This is a genomic window from Sphingopyxis sp., assembly GCF_050725655.1.
GTDB lineage: Bacteria > Pseudomonadota > Alphaproteobacteria > Sphingomonadales > Sphingomonadaceae > Sphingopyxis.
Window position 1 is genome coordinate 1 of the sequence record NZ_JBOHHT010000084.1, and the last position, 15,952, is coordinate 15,952.

Genomic DNA, 15,952 nt, shown 5'->3' on the forward strand with positions numbered 1-15,952 from the left:
GGTATCCCCTCCCGCAAGCGGGAGGGGCAGCGAGGCTTGCCAGCTTGCTGGCTAGCCGCAGCGGGGTGGGCCATAGCAACGTCGCTGCCCACCCCCGACCCCTCCCGCCTGCGGGAGGGGAGAAGAACGGCAACTATCGGTCGAAAGGCGTCATTCGGCCGCCTCACGCGGCCATGCGCAGCCGGTTCCGTCCTTCGCGCTTGGCGACATAGAGCGCCTTGTCGGCCCGGTGCAGCAGCTCCTCGACGTCGGCCTCGCCGTCATAGACAGCCAGGCCGACGCTGATCGTCGCGTTCGGCAGGTCGTCTTCCGCGGCGGTGCCGACCTCGACCGCCTTGCGGACGCGCTCGGCGACGATTTCGGCCGCCTGCGCGCTCGATCGCTGGAGGATGCAGACGAACTCCTCGCCGCCGATGCGGCCGAGCATGTCCTCGTCGCGGAGCGCCGCGTTGGCGCGCTGCGCGACCCGGCGGATCACCTGATCGCCCACCGCATGGCCGTGCGTGTCGTTGATCCGCTTGAAATGATCGATGTCGAAGATCGCGACCGCAAGCGGCGCGCCATGGTCGCGGGCGCCCGCCAGCGCCTTTTCGAGGAAGGCCAGCGTATGGCGGCGATTGGGCAGGCCGGTGAGCATGTCGGTGTTGGCGACGCGCTCTGCCGCGCTTCGCGCCGCCTCGAGGATCCGGGCATTCTCGACCGTCTCGGTCACGTCCTGGACGGTCCCGAAAATGCCGACGGCTTTGCCGCCGCGGCCCATCTCGATCGATCCGTGCGATTTGACATGCCGTATCTCGCCGTCGGCGCGCAATATCCGCCCCTGAAATTCGAACGGCTGGCCGGTGCGAACCGCGTCGGCCAGAATCTTTCGCACCGCCAGCCGGTCCTCGGCGACATATTGTTTTACGCTATAATCGACGTCGACCGGCATTCCGGGTTCCAATCCGTGGATGCGATAGCTCTGGTCGGACCATGTGATCGTCCAGCCGATAAGGTCGACGCGCCAATGCCCGACCAGCGCCGCCGCCTCCGCCTGCAGCAGCCAGCGGTTGCTTTGCTCCAGCCGCTTGGCGAGCCGCTGGCGCCCGATCAGCAACGCCGCGAGCGGCAAGGTCGTGAACAACAGCACCAGCAGATAGAATTGCAGGAACAGCACCCGGACCTTTTGCGAGCCTTCGATCGCCGCGATCGGTCCATAGCCCTGCCCCGTCACGAGCGAGGCGATGAGCGTCACGATCAGCATCCCCGTCGCCGCACCAAAGGGGCCGAGGCGATACGCCGCCGCGACCACCGCGATGCACGGCAGGAAGGTCACGGGAAATTGCGCCTGGGAAAAGCACGCGATGGTAACGAGGCCGGTGGCCGTCAGGATCGCGGTCGCTTCGGCTTTCATCCGCGTGGACGCGTTGGCCAGCGCATTCGTGCCGACCATCCGGGCGAGCATCACGATCGGCGGAGTCACGATCAGCATGCCCAGCAACACCGTCGTCAGCCACGAAAGGAGGAAATCGAGCCCCTTTCCAGCGAGCCCCCACGCAAGGACGGCGCTGACCGTGCTCGCCGTGAACGCCGCGATGCAAAAGCTGATGACCGACCGCGGCACCATGAACGAAAGTTCGCCCGGCTCGCGGCGACGCAATATCCACAGCGCAAGCGCGGCTTCGCAGCCGTTCGAAAAAGTGAAGGCAAGGCTCGACCAGAGCGGCGCACCGCCGTGGATGTTCGCCGCCAGGCTGGCCGCCACCATCCCGGCGAACGCCACGACACGCGCGGATGCGGGCATCAGGAGGAGCAGCGCGAGGAGGTATCCGCTGGCCGGCCATACCGCCGCGATATTGTCGGCGCCCTTGGTGGCGTGCAACGACAGGCTGGCAAGCAGGAAATATCCCGTTGCGGTCAGCAGGAACCAAAAGACCGCTTCGACTCTGGGGGACAGCGACTGGGTCATGCGATCAGTTAACCGAAAAGGGGAAAATAAACCGCTAATAATAATACCCACGCGCGGCGCTTTCGTGCGGGCCTCAGCCAACCCCGCCAAAGGTTAGCCCGACAACTTCCGCGACCTTCGCTTCGTCCCATTCGATGCGCCGGTCGAGGATCAGCATCGCGAGGCCATGCACCAGTGCCCAGGCGTGGAGCGCCGCGGTATCGGGGTCTTCGACGCCGGGAAGCGCCTCCCCGACCCCCGCGCGGAGCAGATTATACGCGACCTCGCCGCCATCGCTGCTGCCGTCGGGACAGCGTTCGGACATCTGGCGCGTGAAGCTCAGCCGGAACAGAGCGGGCTCGTCGTGGGCGAAGCGAACATAGGCGATGCCCGTCGCCTTGAAGCCCGCAACTGCGCCGCCCGCCTTCAACCACGCCTGCGCCTGGAGCGCACCGAGGCGCCGCAGCCCTTCGTCGGCGAGCGCGTCGAGCAGCGCCTCCTTGTCGGGGAAATGCCGGTACAGCGCGGTCGCGCTCACGCCGACGTCGCGCGCCAGCGCGCGCAGCCCGAGCTCGGCGCCGTTGGCGTCCTCCAGCCGCTTCAGCCCCGCAGCGATCACCGCCGCGCGCAGGTCGCCATGATGATAAGCGCCCGCCGCCTTCGCGCCGTCGCTTTTTATGTTGACACTGTTATCTTTGTTCGTCATCATGTTGTCACTGTAAACATATCGAGTCGCCCGCACAAGCCCCCCGCTGCCCGAGGGGCAATTTATCCCGAGCGGCCGGCCTCCCGGCCAGCCGAGGGGCGGCACTTTCGCCAACATCCGTAAGGAGCAATATCATGGCAAGCAACGTCGAAACCCTGATCCGCGGCGCGGTCGCGAAAGGCATCGGCAAGGTCGCCGACTTCAACCGCAAGCGCCTCCCCCGCCCCACCGACGCGCACCCGTTCCTGACGGGCATCCACAAGCCGATGACCGAAGAGGTCACGCTGGAGAAACTCAGCGTCGAGGGCGAGATCCCCACCGCGCTGACCGGCCGTTACCTGCGCAACGGGCCGAACCCCGCAGCCGCCCCCGATCCCGCCAGCTATCACTGGTTCACCGGCGCCGGCATGGTCCACGGCATCCGTATCGAAGGCGGCAAGGCCGACTGGTATCGTAACCGCTGGGTCCGCGGCTCGGAAGCCTGCGAAGTGCTCGGCGAGGAGCTCCCTCCCGGCCCGCGCGCCGACGGCAATGACGCGCCGAACACCAATGTCGTCGGCCTCGCCGGCCGCACCTTCGCCATCGTCGAAGCCGGCGGCAAGCCTGTCGAGCTCGGTTACGAACTCAATACCATCGCGCATAACCCGTTCGACGGCACCCTCGTCGGCTCCTATACCGCGCACCCGCATCACGATCCGGTGACCGACGAGATGCACGCGATCACCTATCGCGGCGACGAGCCGAACAAGGTCTGGCACGTCGTGCTCGACAGGCAAGCGCATGTCATTCGCGAGGAGGCGATCGCGGTCAGCGACGGTCCGTCGATCCACGATTGCGCGATCACCGAGAATTATGTGCTCGTCTTCGACCTGCCCGTCACCTTCTCGATGAAGATGCTGCTTGGCGGCTATCGCTTCCCTTATGCGTGGAACGACGCACATCCGGCACGCGTCGGCCTCCTCCCCAGGAAAGGCAGCGGCGACAACATCATCTGGGCGCCGGTCGAGCCCTGCTATGTCTTTCACGCCGCCAACGCTTATGAAACCGGCGACGGCAAGGTGATCGTCGACGTTGTCGCGCACGAAACGATGTTCGCGAGTTCGAAACGTGGTCCCGACAGCGAGAAATCGCGGATGGAACGCTGGACGATCGATCCGGCGGCGGGCACCACGGTTCGCACGGTCATCCACGATCATGCGCAGGAATTCCCGCGCTATGACGAACGATTGACCACGAAACCCTATCGCTTTGCCTATACGATCGCGATCCCCGACGGCGTGTCGGCTGAATGGGCGCTCGCGGACACGCGCCTGTTCAAGCACGACCTCGACAAGGGCACGACCGCCATCCACGATTTCGGCCCCGGCCGGCATCCCGGCGAGTTCGTTTTCGTCCCGCGCAGCGAAAGCGGCGGCGAGGACGACGGCTGGCTGATCGGCCTGGTGGTCGACATGAATGACGAGACGACCGCGCTCGTCATCCTCAACGCCGACGACTTTACCGGGTCACCGCAAGCTGTCGTGCATCTTCCGCATCGGGTGCCCCCCGGCTTCCACGGGAACTGGGTCGCGGATTGACGATGTCGGGGCGCTTCATCAGCGCCTCGGTCACGCGCCGCGACCTTTCATTGTCGACATCGATTGCCGTCGCCCCGTTGCTGACCAGCAGCGGGGCGATCTCGACGTCCAGATGGCGCGAAATTCGCTGGAAGATGTGGTGGATCGGACCGAGCCCGAAGCGGAAACGGAGCAGGTTGATCAGGCCGAACGCCTGCATCACGCGGAACGGCTTCTTGACGAACTGGCCGCCGCCGCGAAACGCCTCCGCCGCCCTCAACGCGTTCGGGTGCCCGAGCCAATACGCGTTGCAGTTCGACACCGCGACGTCGGAAAACTCGTAAAAGCGCCGCTGGCCTTCGGGATGAACCGCCAGCACATCCTCGCGCCGCGCCAGCGCAACCCCGGCATCCGCGCCGAGCCGTTCCGCTTCGGCTTCGATTTCGGCGATCGTCGCGGGGGTCAGCAGGCAATTGTCTGCGGTCGTAACGAGCAGCGGGAAGCTGGCAATCCCCGCGACAGCGAGAACCGAATCCGCCAGATTGTCGGCCGCAGGTACAATGATCAGCCGGTCACCGAGCAGATCGACCACCGGGTCGTTCAACTCGGCGAGCAGCACCGCGTGATGCGTCGAAACGAACACCTGCCGGGCGCTGCTATCGGCCGCGCTTTCGAGAACATGCGCGATCATCGGCCTGCCGGCGACCGGCACAAGGCATTTGTCGCCGACACCATACGCCTCGGCCAGCGCATCGACGGCACCGTCGCGGCGGCCGGCAAGGATCAGGATCGAACCGCTCATGCGGCGCTCCGCCGCGCCGCGGCCGGCGCGATCTGGCGAAGCATGCTTTCGGCGACGATCGTTTCAATTAGCGTCGCGTGAGTGAAGCCCGCCGCCACCGCCGAGCGCGAGAACAGCTTTTCGGACCAGAGATTGCAGTTGAGATTGACCTCGAGCAGACGGACATCGCCGGTCGTGTGATCGACGCGAAACTCGAACCGGCCGTAGTCGAACGGGCGGAATATGTCCGCCATGCGGTTCGTGTAGTCGATGATCTGCTCGCTGATCGCAGGATCGTCGAACCGCTTGATACTGTACCCGACATTGCCGACCAGATCGCGCTTTTCCTGATAGGTCCGAAGCTGGGCCGGATCGTCCTGCTCGAAAATCATCATCGGCAGCATCGCGGGTTCGCCATCGAGCGTGATCACGGGCACCTCGATATCGCTGCCGTCGATGAAGGGTTCGACGAGCGCGTCATGATCGAGCGCGTGGATTTCGGCGACCGAGCGCGCGAGCTCGACGCGGTCGTGCGCGTCGCGAACACCCCAGGAGGCCGAGCTGTTGTTCGGCTTGATCACCCAGCGCCGCGCCGGTGGGCAGCGCGACACGTCAACCGGAGCGCCGCGGCGAAACAGCGCCCAAGACGCGGTCGGCACGCCGCGCGCCGCGGCCTCGAGCTTGGTCAGATGCTTGTCGTCGGACAAGCCGCGCACGATCGGCGAGGCGCCAAGATAGGGCAGCCCGTGCTGGTTGCAGAGCAAGGGCAGCAGCATTTCGGAATTGAAGAAGCCGCCGCGATTGAGCAACGGGAAGACGAAATCGGCGGCGGGTCGGTCGAACAGCGCGGCATAGCTGTCGGCGATCAGCAGCTCGATGCCGATCCCTTCGAGCGTTTCGCGCATTTCGCGGTGATAGAGCGCGTGATTGCCGTCATCGGCATGTAGCCCACCGGTCCAGCGGGCATGCTTGGCGATGAAGAGGAGCCGCTGCGTCTCGCACAGCTGGTTCGGCAGCCGGGTCGGGGCAAGGTCGGTGGTTTTCATGCGCGGCTTTGATCACGCCCAGGTTGCGCCGGAATGACGAATTGGTGACCCGCCCGACACCAAAACGCAAAATCCCTGTCATAATGAAGCGCATGTCCTTGCAAATGCGTGCTCCCTGAACCGCCCCGGGCGATCATCGGGCCGGTCCGACCGATCGCAAAAATGGTATGACGGCACGACCAGCCGCACATGAATCCTCGCCGCGCCGTTCGGCAGCCACGGCTCATCCCGGAAACCGGGCTGCCCAAGCAGCATTTTCGGCAGGTGGCTCGTTCGTCCTTCACTATGACAAGAAATATCGCCCTCTCCCGCCCCGCCATGAGCGCGATTGCCGCGTTCCTGGTTCTTTCCACCCCCGGCGCTTTTGCGCAGGAAGCCCCGACTGTTACGATGACCCCGCCAGTCGCGGCGCCAACACCGCAGACCCCGCCCACGGTGCCCGAACCGAGCACCACCGCCGCAGTCGCAACCGCGCAGCCCGCCGCACCGGCCCCGGTTATCCGCGTCCCGCTGGATATCCCGGTCGAAAAGACTGCTCCCGCACCCAAGGCAGCGCAGCGCGCCGCAGCGCCCGCCCCGGCGCGCGCCGAACGCGCAGCACCGCGTGCGCGCTCGGCGGCGCCCGTAGCAGCGACGGCCACGCCGGCCGCGACGCCGGCGGCCGAGGCTCCGGCAATCGAGGAAGCTACGCCGATCGCCACCCCGATGGCAGCGCCGGCCGAGCCGATCGCCGAGCCGGCATCGCTGCCCGCTGAAACGGCCAGCACGACCGGCAATGAATTTCCTTGGGAGATCGCCGGCGGCGCAGCCGCGCTGCTGATCATCGGCGGCGCCGGATTGGCCTTCGCCCGCCGCCGCCGCGTGGCCGGCGCGGAAGCCACGGCGTATGAATATGAGCCCGCGCCCGACGCTGCGGCCGAGCCGGTGACCGGCGAAACGCAGCCGTGGATCACGCCCGCCTATGCCCCGCGCGAAGAGGTCGCTCCGCGGACAGTTCCCGCCTTCGCCGCGGCGCCAAGTGGCAGCATGGGTCGTCACGAGGCGATGGCGATGGCCGGGCCCACCGACGACAACCCCTTTGCGACGCTGAGCAAGCGGTTGAAGCGTGCGCGTTTCCTCGATCGCCAAGAACGCACCGTCTATGACGAGACACTCGGCGCGCAGAAGGACATGACTCGCAAGCCGGTGAGCGCATGGGAAATCGCCCAGCGCCCTGCCCCTGCGACGCAGGAACAGGACGTGCGCCGCCCCGAACCCGCGCGTGTCCGCACCTCGACCACCTTCCGTCCGGGCTATTCGAACAACTAGGCCCGACAATTCGCGGTGGTCCCCTCACCGCATAAAAAAAGGGCGGTGCCTCGCGGCGCCGCCCTTTTTCTTTTCGCTGGACCCCGGTCGGATCAACCGGCCGGAACCCATCCAACCGAATTACTTCAGTTCGACGGTGCCGCCGGCAGCAAGAATCTTGGCCTTCAGCTCTTCAGCTTCCGCCTTGTTCACGCCTTCCTTGATCGCCTTGGGCGCGCCTTCGACGAGTGCCTTGGCTTCGCCAAGACCCAGGCCGGTGATCGCGCGGACTTCCTTGATGACGTTGATCTTGTTGCCGCCGTCACCCGTCAGGATGACGTCGAATTCGGTCTGCTCTTCAGCAGCCGGGCCAGCAGCGGCAGCGGCCGGAGCGGCAGCAACAGCAGCAGCAGCCGAAACGCCCCACTTTTCTTCGAGCAGCTTCGACAGGTCAGCCGCTTCGAGGACGGTCAGCGTCGACAGTTCTTCAACGATCTTTGCAAGATCAGCCATGTTCATTCTCCATCAGAACCGGGATGTCCCGGCAGTAAGTTTCAGTTCAGTTCGAAATCACGCTGCTTCTTTGGCGACATATGCGCCAAAAACCCGCGCCAACTGGCCCGCCGGGGCTGCGGCAATTTGCGCAACCTTGGTGGCCGGAGCCTGCACCAGACCAATGATCCGGGCGCGGAGCTCGTCGAGCGAGGGAAGCGAAGCCAGCGCTTTGACGCCATTCACGTCGAGGACCACGTCGCCCATGCCGCCACCAACGATTTCAAGCTTGTCGTTGGTCTTGGCAAATTCCACCGCGATCTTTGCAGCCGAGACCGGATCGGTCGAGGTTGCAAGTGCGGTGGGACCGGTCAGCAGTTCGCCGATACCGGTGTAGGACGTGCCATCGAGCGCGATTTTGGCAAGACGGTTCTTCGTGACGCGAAAGTCGGCCCCTGCATCACGCATTTGCTGGCGCAGCACCGTCGACTGAGCGACGGTCATGCCAAGGTTGCGGACGACCACAACCGAGGCAGCTGATGCCAGCGTAGCGTTCAGCGAGGATACGGCTTCGGCCTTTTCCGTACGATCCATGCCTATACTCCACTCATCTGCCCGGAACCGCGCGCGCCGAAACGCACACGCCGCCGGGCGGCTAACACACGCAAAGACAGACGCGAGCCAAGGCTCGCCTGCATTTGCGCAACGATGTCCGATGGGGTCGGTCAAGACGCGTCGCCTGATCAAACAGGCGGGCGACCGAAAAAGACTGTTCCCCGTCTCGGCTGGAAATTAAGAAGGGCAAATCCCCTTCACCAACTGTCTCGGACGGAATTGCCCCAAGTCCACATAGCGCGAACCCGCGGCAACACGGGGGCGCTAATAGCGTCGATGGGTGCAAAGTCAAGGCCGATCGCGGGATTTCGGTGGCCTTCCGGGTTGGCGAGCCCTGTCGCGATCGACTAAAGGCCCTTCATGATACGGATCCGACAATCGACACCCGCCGACGGCGCGCGCGTCGTCGAGATATGGCGCGACGCCGTTGATGCGACGCACGACTTTCTGGCAGCCGAAGATCGCGCCGCGATCGAAGCCGAAGTCCAATCCTTCCTGCCCGCAGCGCCACTGTGGCTGGCAGTCGACGCCGATGACCGGCCGATCGGCTTCATGCTGCTCGACGGATCGAGCATGGAGGCGTTGTTCATCGATCCCGCACATCGCGGAGGCGGGGTCGGGCGTGCGCTGGTCGCGCATGCGCTGGAATGCCATCCGACGCTTACGACCGAAGTGAACGAGCAGAACAAGCAGGCCGTCGGTTTCTACGAGCGCCTGGGTTTCGTGCCGACCAGCCGATCAGAGCGCGATGGCCAAGGCCGCGCCTATCCGTTGATTCACTTGCGCTTCGCGCCGCGAAGCTGATCGCCCCGCATACCATCGAGAATTTATCCAGAAGCCCTTGCACATTTTATCTTAAGATATATCTTAGACGCATCTAGAATCACTCTAAGGAACGAAAAATGATATTCTATGCGAAAATGGATGGTCGCGGATGCGGCGGGCGGCACGCGATGCATCGCGGCGGCCGCGGCTTTGGCCACGGGTTCGGGCACGGCTTCGGCGGCGGCGGTCGTCGTGGCGGAGGCCGGGGCGAGCGCGGCGAGCGGCGGCGGATGTTCGACGGCGGCGAGCTTCGGCTCGTGCTCTTGAAACTGATCGCCGACGAACCGCGCCACGGCTACGACCTGATCCGCCAGATCGAGGAACTGACCGGCGGCAGCTATGCGCCGAGCCCCGGCGTCATCTATCCAACGCTGACGATGCTCGACGACATGGGGCAGATCGAAGCGCAGCAGAGCGACGGCGCGAAAAAGCTGTTCGCGATCACCGACGCGGGACGCGCCGAACTCGAAGCCAATAGCGAGATCGTCGACGCCGCGATCACCCGCCTGACCGCGGTCGGTGAGGAAACGCAGCGCACGGACTCGGCGTCGGTGCGCCGCGCGATGGGCAATCTGCGCCAGGTGCTGATGAACCGCCTCGGCGACCGCGACCTCGACAATGCGGCGCTGCACGACATCGTCGCGCTGATCGACGAGGCGGCGCAAAAGATCGAGCGGCTGTGATGGTTAGCGCTGTCGCCAACGTGCCCACGGCGCACGCGAGCAAATATCTCCAGCAGCTTTGCAAGCACTGGCAGCATAATCTCGCGGTCGAATTCACGCCCGACCACGGCACCGTGATCTTCCCCAAGGACGCGCGCAGCGCGACATGGACCGGCGATGCGCTGGTGACGTTCGATGCCGGAGCCGACGCGCTGTCGGTCCGCATAGACGCTAGCAGCGCCGAGCATGTGGACGCGATGAGGGACGTGGTGGCGCGCCACCTCGACCGCTTCGCCTTTCGCGAGGCGCCGCTGACGTTCGACTGGCAGGCGGCTTGACCCCCTTCCCCTTGTCATCCCGGACTTGATCCGGGATTCATAACGCCCTCGATCGAAGCACCGCGCATGCAGTCATGGAATCCCGTTCAAGTCCGGGGTGACGATAGGGGCACGTGCCGGCGGCCGCCGAGGCGACTGATTATCGTTTTTCGATATTATCGATTGACGATAAGAAAAGCTGGAAATATATCGTTCTTCGATAAGCAAACCATCGGAGAACGATATGCCTGTTCCCAACAACACCCTTCTCGGCGCGACGCGCGGGCTGCTTTGGCTGATCCTCGGATTGATCGTGGCGTCCGCGCTGCTCGTCATCGGTGTCGCAATCGCGCTGATCGTCGCCTGGCCCGAGGTAATGGAGGGCTTCCGCGGCAGCCCCGAATTCATCGACGTCACGACGCTGCGTTTCCCGGTCAGCGTACTGATGTTGCTGCTCTTCGCCATCCTTGCCGCCGCAGCCTATATGATCCGCCAGTTTCAGGCCCTCGTGGCGAGCGCGGCGCGCGATCCCTTCATTCCCGCCAATGCCGGACGGCTGCGCCGGATCGGCTGGGCGCTGGTCGTCACGCAGTTGCTGGCGATCCCGCTGCAGTGGGCCGCCGGCAGCATTGCGAAAGCGGGCAGCGATTTTGCGGACATGGGGGGCATTTCGCTCGGCAGCCTGCTCGCGATCCTCCTCGCCTTCGTCCTCGCGGCGGTGTTCGAACAGGGCACCGCGATGCGCGACGAGCTGGAAGGAACCGTGTGATGGCGATCGTCGTGAAACTGGATGACCTGCTCAACGCGAAGCGGATGACGCTGACCGATCTGTCCGACCGCATCGGCATCACGCTGGCCAATTTGTCGATCCTCAAGACCGGCAAGGCAAAGGCGATGCGCTTCTCGACGCTCGAGGCGATCTGCATCGAACTCGAATGCCAGCCCGGCGACTTGCTGGCTTTCGAAGCCGACAGCTGAACAGAGCACGGCGAAACTCGGCCCCGCTCCGCCTCCCCGGTCGGAGCGGGACCTTTTCTGTTTGCGGAACGCAAGTTGGCCGTGCCACGTTAGGGACATGGCGGCCCGTCGGGTCGCCTTTGCCTTGAAAGGAAACTTCGTGTCCGATGCCCAGGGGCTGCTTTGCCCGACCTGCCGCGTGAACCTGACCATGTCGGAACGGCAGGGAATCGAGATCGACTATTGCCCCCAATGCCGCGGCGTCTGGCTCGATCGCGGCGAACTCGACAAGATCATCGAGCGCAGCGAAGCCGCCAGCACCTCCGCGCCCGCGCCGCGCGCATCTGCTCCTCCCCCGCCGCCACAGCAGCAGCCCGAATATCGCGAGCGCGGCTATGACGACCGCCACCACGGCAAGCCGTACAAGAAGAATTACAAGAAGAGCTTCCTGAGCGAGTTGTTCGACTAGGACGAACCGACGACGGCGTGTCGGCGGGCATAAAGGAAATAGACGCCCAGTCCGCCGACATTCCACACGAGGAACCATAACTGCGTCTGCGCCGGCAGGCTGAAGAAGAGATAGATGCAGCCGAGCACCGCGATGCCGCCGACGACCCAAGGCAGCGGCGTACGGAAGGTACGCGGCGCATCGGGCGCGCGGCGGCGCATGATCAGCATGCAGATCGACACCGCGGTGAACGCCGCGAGCGTGCCGGCATTGGCGAGCGCGGCAAGCTCGCCGAGCGGGATGAAGCCCGCGAGCACCGCGACGACGAGCGCAGTGAAGATCGTGATGCGCACCGGCGTCCCGCGCGACGACAGCCTGGCAAGGCTGGCGGGCAGCAGCCCGTCGCGCGCCATCGTGAAGAAGATGCGGCTCTGACCATAGAAAAAGGCGAGAATGACCGTCGGCAGCGCGATGATCGCCGAGACCGCGAGATATTGCGCCGCGAGCGGGCTGCCGAGTTCGCGCAGGATCAGTGCCAGCGGTTCGGGGCTGTTGGCGAAACGCGTGTAGGCGATGGCGCCCACGGCGGCGACCGCGACGGCAATATAGATAATCACACACGCGAACATCGACCCGACGATGCCGATCTTGAGGTCACGGTCAGGATTCTTGGTTTCCTCAGCCGCGGTTGCGATCGCGTCGAAGCCATAGAAGGCGAAAAAGATGATCGCCGCCGCAGCCATCACGCCGCGTTCGACGCCATCGGGCCCCATATGCTTGGCAAAGCCAAAGGGACTGAAGGGTTCGAGATTGGCCGCGTTGAACGCAGGCAGCGCGACCGCGACGAACACGATAAGCGCGACGATTTTGACGAGCACAAGGATCGCGTTGAGCGTCGCGCTTTCACGCGTGCCGACGAGCAGCAGCCCCGCAACGACCGCGATGATCGCGATCGCGGGCAGGTTGACGATGCCGCCGAGTTCGGGGCCCTGCATCAGCGCCATCGGGACGCCTGCCCATGCTTCCAGCAACGGCGCGGCATAGCCCGACCAGCCGACCGCGACCGCGCTGACGACAAGCGAATATTCGAGGATCAGGCTCCACCCCACGACCCAGGCGAGCAGTTCGCCGATCACGACATAGGAGTAGGTATAGGCGCTACCGGATGCCGGGATCATCGTCGCCATTTCGGCATAGGCGAGCGCGGCACAAGCGCAGATCAACCCCGCGATGCCGAAGGACAGGATGACCGCAGGCCCCGCCTTGTCGGCACCGACCCCGATCAGCGTCAGAATACCCGTGCCCACGATTGCCCCGACGCCGAGCGCGATCAGATGCGGCCAGCCCAGCGTCCGCGCCAGCGTCTGCTCGCCCTCCCGCCGTTCCGGAACGATCGGTTTGCGGCGGAACAGGCTGTCGGTCATGCGGTGGGCTCCCCTGGGGCGTTTGCTGTGCTTTGCGCTGCTTGTAAGGGGGTCGTCGAGCAGCGCAAGTCAAGCGATGAAGATCGGCACTAGCGGCGGCTTTGGGGTGTGAAGCGGCCGTAAGAGTGGGTGCGCGGGTATCCCCTCCCGCAAGCGGGAGGGGCAGCGAGGCTTGCCAGCTTGCTGGCTAGCCGCAGCGGGGTGGGCCATCGCAACGTCGCTGCCCATCCCCGACCCCTCCCGCCAGCGGGAGGGGAGAAGAACGGCAACTATCGGTCGTTAGCGGTCAGAGCAGCGCCTCGATCGCCTCGGCGAGCTTCGCGTCGCGTTCCGACAGGCCATCGGCGTCGTGCGTGGTCAGCAAAATGTCGACGCGGTTGTAGACATTCGACCATTCGGGATGATGGTCCATCTTCTCGGCAATGATCGCGACGCTCGCCATGAAGCCAAAGGCTTGCGCGAAATCGGCAAATTTGAACTGGCGTGTGATCGCGTCGCGCACCGGTTCGTGCGTCCATTCGGGAAAGCGCGCCAGGAGCGCGCCGCGCTCTGCATCGTCGAGTTTCTGCACCATCTTCTTTCTCCCGCTGGTCAATATCGTGCCGCCGCCATAAGGAAGGGCGCGATGAGCGACAAGCCTGCCCTGCCCGATTTGCCTGCTGGATGGACCGGCGGCGCGCCCGATGCCGATGCGCTGTTCGCGATGGCCGAGACGGCGCTGGCGACGATGCCCGCGGTATTTGCCCCGCATATCGAGGGGGTCGTCGTCTCGATCGAGGAATTCGCCGATGACGAGATGCTCGCCTCGCTCGACATCGAGCATCCTTATGAACTCACCGGGCTCTACGAAGGCCGCCCGCTGACCGAGCGCAGCATCGACCAGAGCGGCGGCATGCCCGATCGCGTCACCCTCTATCGCATCCCGATCCTCGTCGAATGGATCGAGACCGGCGAACGGCTCGACACGCTGGTACGCCATGTACTGATCCACGAAATCGGGCATCATTTCGGTTTTTCGGATGATGATATGCACGCGCTGGAAGATATGGCGTGACGGCGTTGCTGGGGCTGAACCAGGTTGCGTGCATCCGCGGCGATCGGCTGCTCTTCGAAAATCTGTCGCTCTCGCTTGGCCGCGCCGACGCGCTGTGGCTGCGCGGCCCGAACGGTGCGGGCAAATCGAGCCTGATCCGCCTCGCTGCCGGACTGCTGCGCCCTGCCGCAGGGACCATCGAGCGCCGCGAGCGTGTCGCGCTGATCGACGAGGCATCGGCGCTCGATGCCGAGCTGCCGCTGCGCCGCGCGCTCGATTTCTGGGCGCGGATCGACACCGTCGACGGACACAGTGTCGACCGCGCGATGGACGACATGGCGCTTGGCTCCCTCGCTGAGGTTCCCGTTGCGATGCTCTCGACCGGGCAGCGCAAGCGCGCGGCGATGGTGCGCGTGATCGCATCGGGCGCGCCGATCTGGCTGCTCGACGAGCCCGCGAACGGCATGGACGATGCGGCGCAGGCACGGCTGGTCGCCGCCATCGCAAAGCATCGGAGCAACGGCGGCGCGTTGCTGCTCGCTTCGCACTTCGCGCTCGCCATCGCCGATCTGGCGGAACTCGATATGGACCCGGTCGCATGACCGCGCTCATCGCCCTCTTCTGGCGCGACCTCCGCCGCGCGTGGGGCAGCGGGGCGCTATGGCTGCCGGTGCTGTTTTTCCTGCTCGTTGCGACCGCCTTCCCGTTCGCCGTTGGCCCCGATGCTCCGCTATTGCGGCGCGCGGGCGGCGGGATGGTTTGGGTCGCGGCGCTGCTCGCCGCGCTCCTTCCCATCGACCGGCTGGTGCGCCCCGACCGCGATACCGGCGTGCTGGATCAGCTCGCGGTGCGCGGGATGGCCGACGAAGTTGTCGCGGCCGTCAAGATCGCGGCGCACATGATCGCTTTCGGCCTGCCGCTGATGATCGCGTTATTCCCGGCGGCGGCGTTGCTGGCGCAGGATGGCGCGCGGACGCAGCTGCTCGCGACGGGAATCGCCATCGCTATTCCCGCGCTTGCCTCGCTGGCAGTGCTGAGTGCGTCGTTGACCGCGAACCACAAGGGGGGCAGCGCGATCGGCGGGCTGCTCGTCCTCCCGCTCGCGGTGCCAATGCTGATTTTCGGCGCGGGCATGCTCGACCCGTCGGGGCGCGGGGCGATGAAGCTGCTGGCGGCGACGAGCCTGCTGCTGACAGTGATCGGGCCATTTGCGGCCGGCGCGGCGCTACGGGGCTTGCGCGAATGACGCGGCAATCGCTCGCGCATATTGCGCTCGTCGTCCGCGATTATGACGAGGCGATCGACTTTTATGTTGGGACGCTCGGTTTCACGCTGGTTGCCGACGACTACCAGCCCGCGCAGGACAAGCGCTGGGTGCTCGTCGCGCCGCCCGGCAATCCGCCGGACGGGGCGACGATCCTGCTGGCGCGCGCCTCCAATGAAGAACAAGCAAAATTCATCGGCGACCAAGCCGGCGGGCGCGTCTTCCTGTTCCTGCAGACCGACGATTTCGCGCGCGACTATCAGCGCTTGCTCGACAAGAGGGTTCGCATCGAGCGCGAGCCGATGGAGGCCGAATATGGCACGGTCGCGGTCTTCCTCGACCTTTATGGAAACAAATGGGACCTGATCGAGTTTCGCAAACCGGCCTGACCGGGGGAAAGGCGGGATTCGACCAATTGTGGACATTGATCCTCCCTGCGGCGCAGCCGTGGGGAGGGGGACCGCCGCGAAGCGGGGGTGGAGGGGCCGCAACGTCGCGCCATAAGCCGCTCCGTCAGCGCTTCGCGCGGCCACCTCCCCATGCCTGCGGCACAGGGAGGATAGTCCCTCATCGTCACTCCGGACTTGATCCGGGGTGACGAAGGCGAGGAAC

General features: G+C 65.2%; 20 protein-coding genes. 12 read left to right on the forward strand and 8 right to left on the reverse strand.

Annotated elements, in window-relative coordinates; genetic code table 11:
• Nucleotides 1-163: 163 nt before the first annotated feature.
• The gene (locus ACREBX_RS11850) at nucleotides 164-1,948 is read right to left on the reverse strand and encodes a diguanylate cyclase (protein WP_431561950.1); all 1,785 of its coding nucleotides are present in this window, start codon (nucleotides 1,946-1,948) and stop codon (nucleotides 164-166) included.
• A 73-nt stretch (nucleotides 1,949-2,021) separates the two neighbouring features.
• Entirely contained in the window at nucleotides 2,022-2,636 is a 615-nt protein-coding gene (locus ACREBX_RS11855; protein WP_431561951.1) for a TetR/AcrR family transcriptional regulator, read from the reverse strand.
• 131 nt (nucleotides 2,637-2,767) lie between these two features.
• Here ACREBX_RS11855 and ACREBX_RS11860 point away from each other — a divergent pair, with 131 nt between their 5' ends.
• Nucleotides 2,768-4,210, forward strand: a complete 1,443-nt coding sequence (locus ACREBX_RS11860) for a carotenoid oxygenase family protein (RefSeq protein ID WP_431561952.1) — start codon at nucleotides 2,768-2,770, stop codon at nucleotides 4,208-4,210.
• On the opposite strand, the gene ACREBX_RS11865 is transcribed toward ACREBX_RS11860, so the two are convergent.
• Nucleotides 4,131-4,991 (reverse strand): NTP transferase domain-containing protein, encoded by an 861-nt coding sequence (locus tag ACREBX_RS11865; protein ID WP_431561953.1) that lies wholly within the window; start codon nucleotides 4,989-4,991, stop codon nucleotides 4,131-4,133. The genes ACREBX_RS11860 and ACREBX_RS11865 overlap by 80 nt on opposite strands.
• The gene (locus ACREBX_RS11870) at nucleotides 4,988-6,016 is read right to left on the reverse strand and encodes a D-alanine--D-alanine ligase family protein (protein ID WP_431561954.1); all 1,029 of its coding nucleotides are present in this window, start codon (nucleotides 6,014-6,016) and stop codon (nucleotides 4,988-4,990) included. The genes ACREBX_RS11865 and ACREBX_RS11870 overlap by 4 nt, the downstream gene beginning before the upstream one ends.
• A gap of 318 nt (nucleotides 6,017-6,334) precedes the next feature.
• Between ACREBX_RS11870 and ACREBX_RS11875 the strand changes: the two genes are divergently transcribed.
• Nucleotides 6,335-7,324, forward strand: a complete 990-nt coding sequence (locus tag ACREBX_RS11875; protein ID WP_431561955.1) for a hypothetical protein — start codon at nucleotides 6,335-6,337, stop codon at nucleotides 7,322-7,324.
• Between the two features lie 120 nt (nucleotides 7,325-7,444).
• On the opposite strand, the gene rplL is transcribed toward ACREBX_RS11875, so the two are convergent.
• Nucleotides 7,445-7,816: a 50S ribosomal protein L7/L12 gene (gene rplL / locus ACREBX_RS11880; RefSeq protein WP_431561956.1), complete on the reverse strand. Its 372-nt coding sequence runs from the start codon at nucleotides 7,814-7,816 to the stop codon at nucleotides 7,445-7,447.
• Nucleotides 7,817-7,873: 57 nt separating this feature from the next.
• Nucleotides 7,874-8,389: a 50S ribosomal protein L10 gene (gene rplJ, locus ACREBX_RS11885; RefSeq protein ID WP_431561957.1), complete on the reverse strand. Its 516-nt coding sequence runs from the start codon at nucleotides 8,387-8,389 to the stop codon at nucleotides 7,874-7,876.
• Between the two features lie 381 nt (nucleotides 8,390-8,770).
• On the opposite strand from rplJ, the gene ACREBX_RS11890 reads away from it, so the two are divergent.
• The 6 genes from ACREBX_RS11890 to ACREBX_RS11915 all read left to right on the forward strand — a co-directional run bounded on the left by ACREBX_RS11890 (nucleotide 8,771) and on the right by ACREBX_RS11915 (nucleotide 11,640).
• A complete protein-coding gene (locus ACREBX_RS11890; protein WP_431561958.1) occupies nucleotides 8,771-9,214 on the forward strand; it encodes an acetyltransferase in 444 nt (147 codons plus the stop codon).
• 98 nt (nucleotides 9,215-9,312) lie between these two features.
• Nucleotides 9,313-9,918: a PadR family transcriptional regulator gene (locus ACREBX_RS11895; RefSeq protein ID WP_431561959.1), complete on the forward strand. Its 606-nt coding sequence runs from the start codon at nucleotides 9,313-9,315 to the stop codon at nucleotides 9,916-9,918.
• Nucleotides 9,918-10,235, forward strand: a complete 318-nt coding sequence (locus tag ACREBX_RS11900; RefSeq protein WP_431561960.1) for a DUF2218 domain-containing protein — start codon at nucleotides 9,918-9,920, stop codon at nucleotides 10,233-10,235. The genes ACREBX_RS11895 and ACREBX_RS11900 overlap by 1 nt, the downstream gene beginning before the upstream one ends.
• Before the next feature lie 223 nt (nucleotides 10,236-10,458).
• Complete coding sequence (locus ACREBX_RS11905) at nucleotides 10,459-10,983, forward strand: DUF2975 domain-containing protein (RefSeq protein ID WP_431561961.1); 525 nt, start codon at nucleotides 10,459-10,461, stop codon at nucleotides 10,981-10,983.
• Nucleotides 10,983-11,192 carry a helix-turn-helix domain-containing protein gene (locus ACREBX_RS11910; protein WP_431561962.1) on the forward strand — a complete coding sequence of 70 codons (210 nt, stop codon included), beginning with the start codon at nucleotides 10,983-10,985 and terminating at the stop codon, nucleotides 11,190-11,192. Before ACREBX_RS11905 ends, ACREBX_RS11910 begins: the two co-directional genes overlap by 1 nt.
• A gap of 97 nt (nucleotides 11,193-11,289) precedes the next feature.
• A complete protein-coding gene (locus ACREBX_RS11915) occupies nucleotides 11,290-11,640 on the forward strand; it encodes a zf-TFIIB domain-containing protein (RefSeq protein ID WP_431561963.1) in 351 nt (116 codons plus the stop codon).
• Here ACREBX_RS11915 and ACREBX_RS11920 read toward each other — a convergent pair.
• Both ACREBX_RS11920 and ACREBX_RS11925 read right to left on the reverse strand, forming a co-directional pair.
• Nucleotides 11,637-13,043, reverse strand: coding sequence for an amino acid permease (locus tag ACREBX_RS11920; RefSeq protein WP_431561964.1), 1,407 nt, complete (start codon nucleotides 13,041-13,043; stop codon nucleotides 11,637-11,639). The genes ACREBX_RS11915 and ACREBX_RS11920 overlap by 4 nt on opposite strands.
• A 286-nt stretch (nucleotides 13,044-13,329) precedes the next feature.
• Nucleotides 13,330-13,617: a 4a-hydroxytetrahydrobiopterin dehydratase gene (locus ACREBX_RS11925; RefSeq protein WP_431561965.1), complete on the reverse strand. Its 288-nt coding sequence runs from the start codon at nucleotides 13,615-13,617 to the stop codon at nucleotides 13,330-13,332.
• A gap of 51 nt (nucleotides 13,618-13,668) precedes the next feature.
• On the opposite strand from ACREBX_RS11925, the gene ACREBX_RS11930 reads away from it, so the two are divergent.
• The 4 genes from ACREBX_RS11930 to ACREBX_RS11945 are packed head-to-tail and all read left to right on the forward strand — an operon-like array spanning nucleotide 13,669 to nucleotide 15,729.
• A complete protein-coding gene (locus ACREBX_RS11930; protein WP_431561966.1) occupies nucleotides 13,669-14,097 on the forward strand; it encodes a metallopeptidase family protein in 429 nt (142 codons plus the stop codon).
• On the forward strand, nucleotides 14,094-14,678 hold the full coding sequence (gene ccmA / locus ACREBX_RS11935; RefSeq protein ID WP_431561967.1) for a heme ABC exporter ATP-binding protein CcmA: 585 nt from the start codon (nucleotides 14,094-14,096) through the stop codon (nucleotides 14,676-14,678). Before ACREBX_RS11930 ends, ccmA begins: the two co-directional genes overlap by 4 nt.
• A complete protein-coding gene (locus ACREBX_RS11940) occupies nucleotides 14,675-15,322 on the forward strand; it encodes a heme exporter protein CcmB (RefSeq protein ID WP_431561968.1) in 648 nt (215 codons plus the stop codon). The genes ccmA and ACREBX_RS11940 overlap by 4 nt, the downstream gene beginning before the upstream one ends.
• Entirely contained in the window at nucleotides 15,319-15,729 is a 411-nt protein-coding gene (locus tag ACREBX_RS11945) for a VOC family protein (RefSeq protein WP_431561969.1), read from the forward strand. Before ACREBX_RS11940 ends, ACREBX_RS11945 begins: the two co-directional genes overlap by 4 nt.
• Nucleotides 15,730-15,952: the final 223 nt, after the last annotated feature.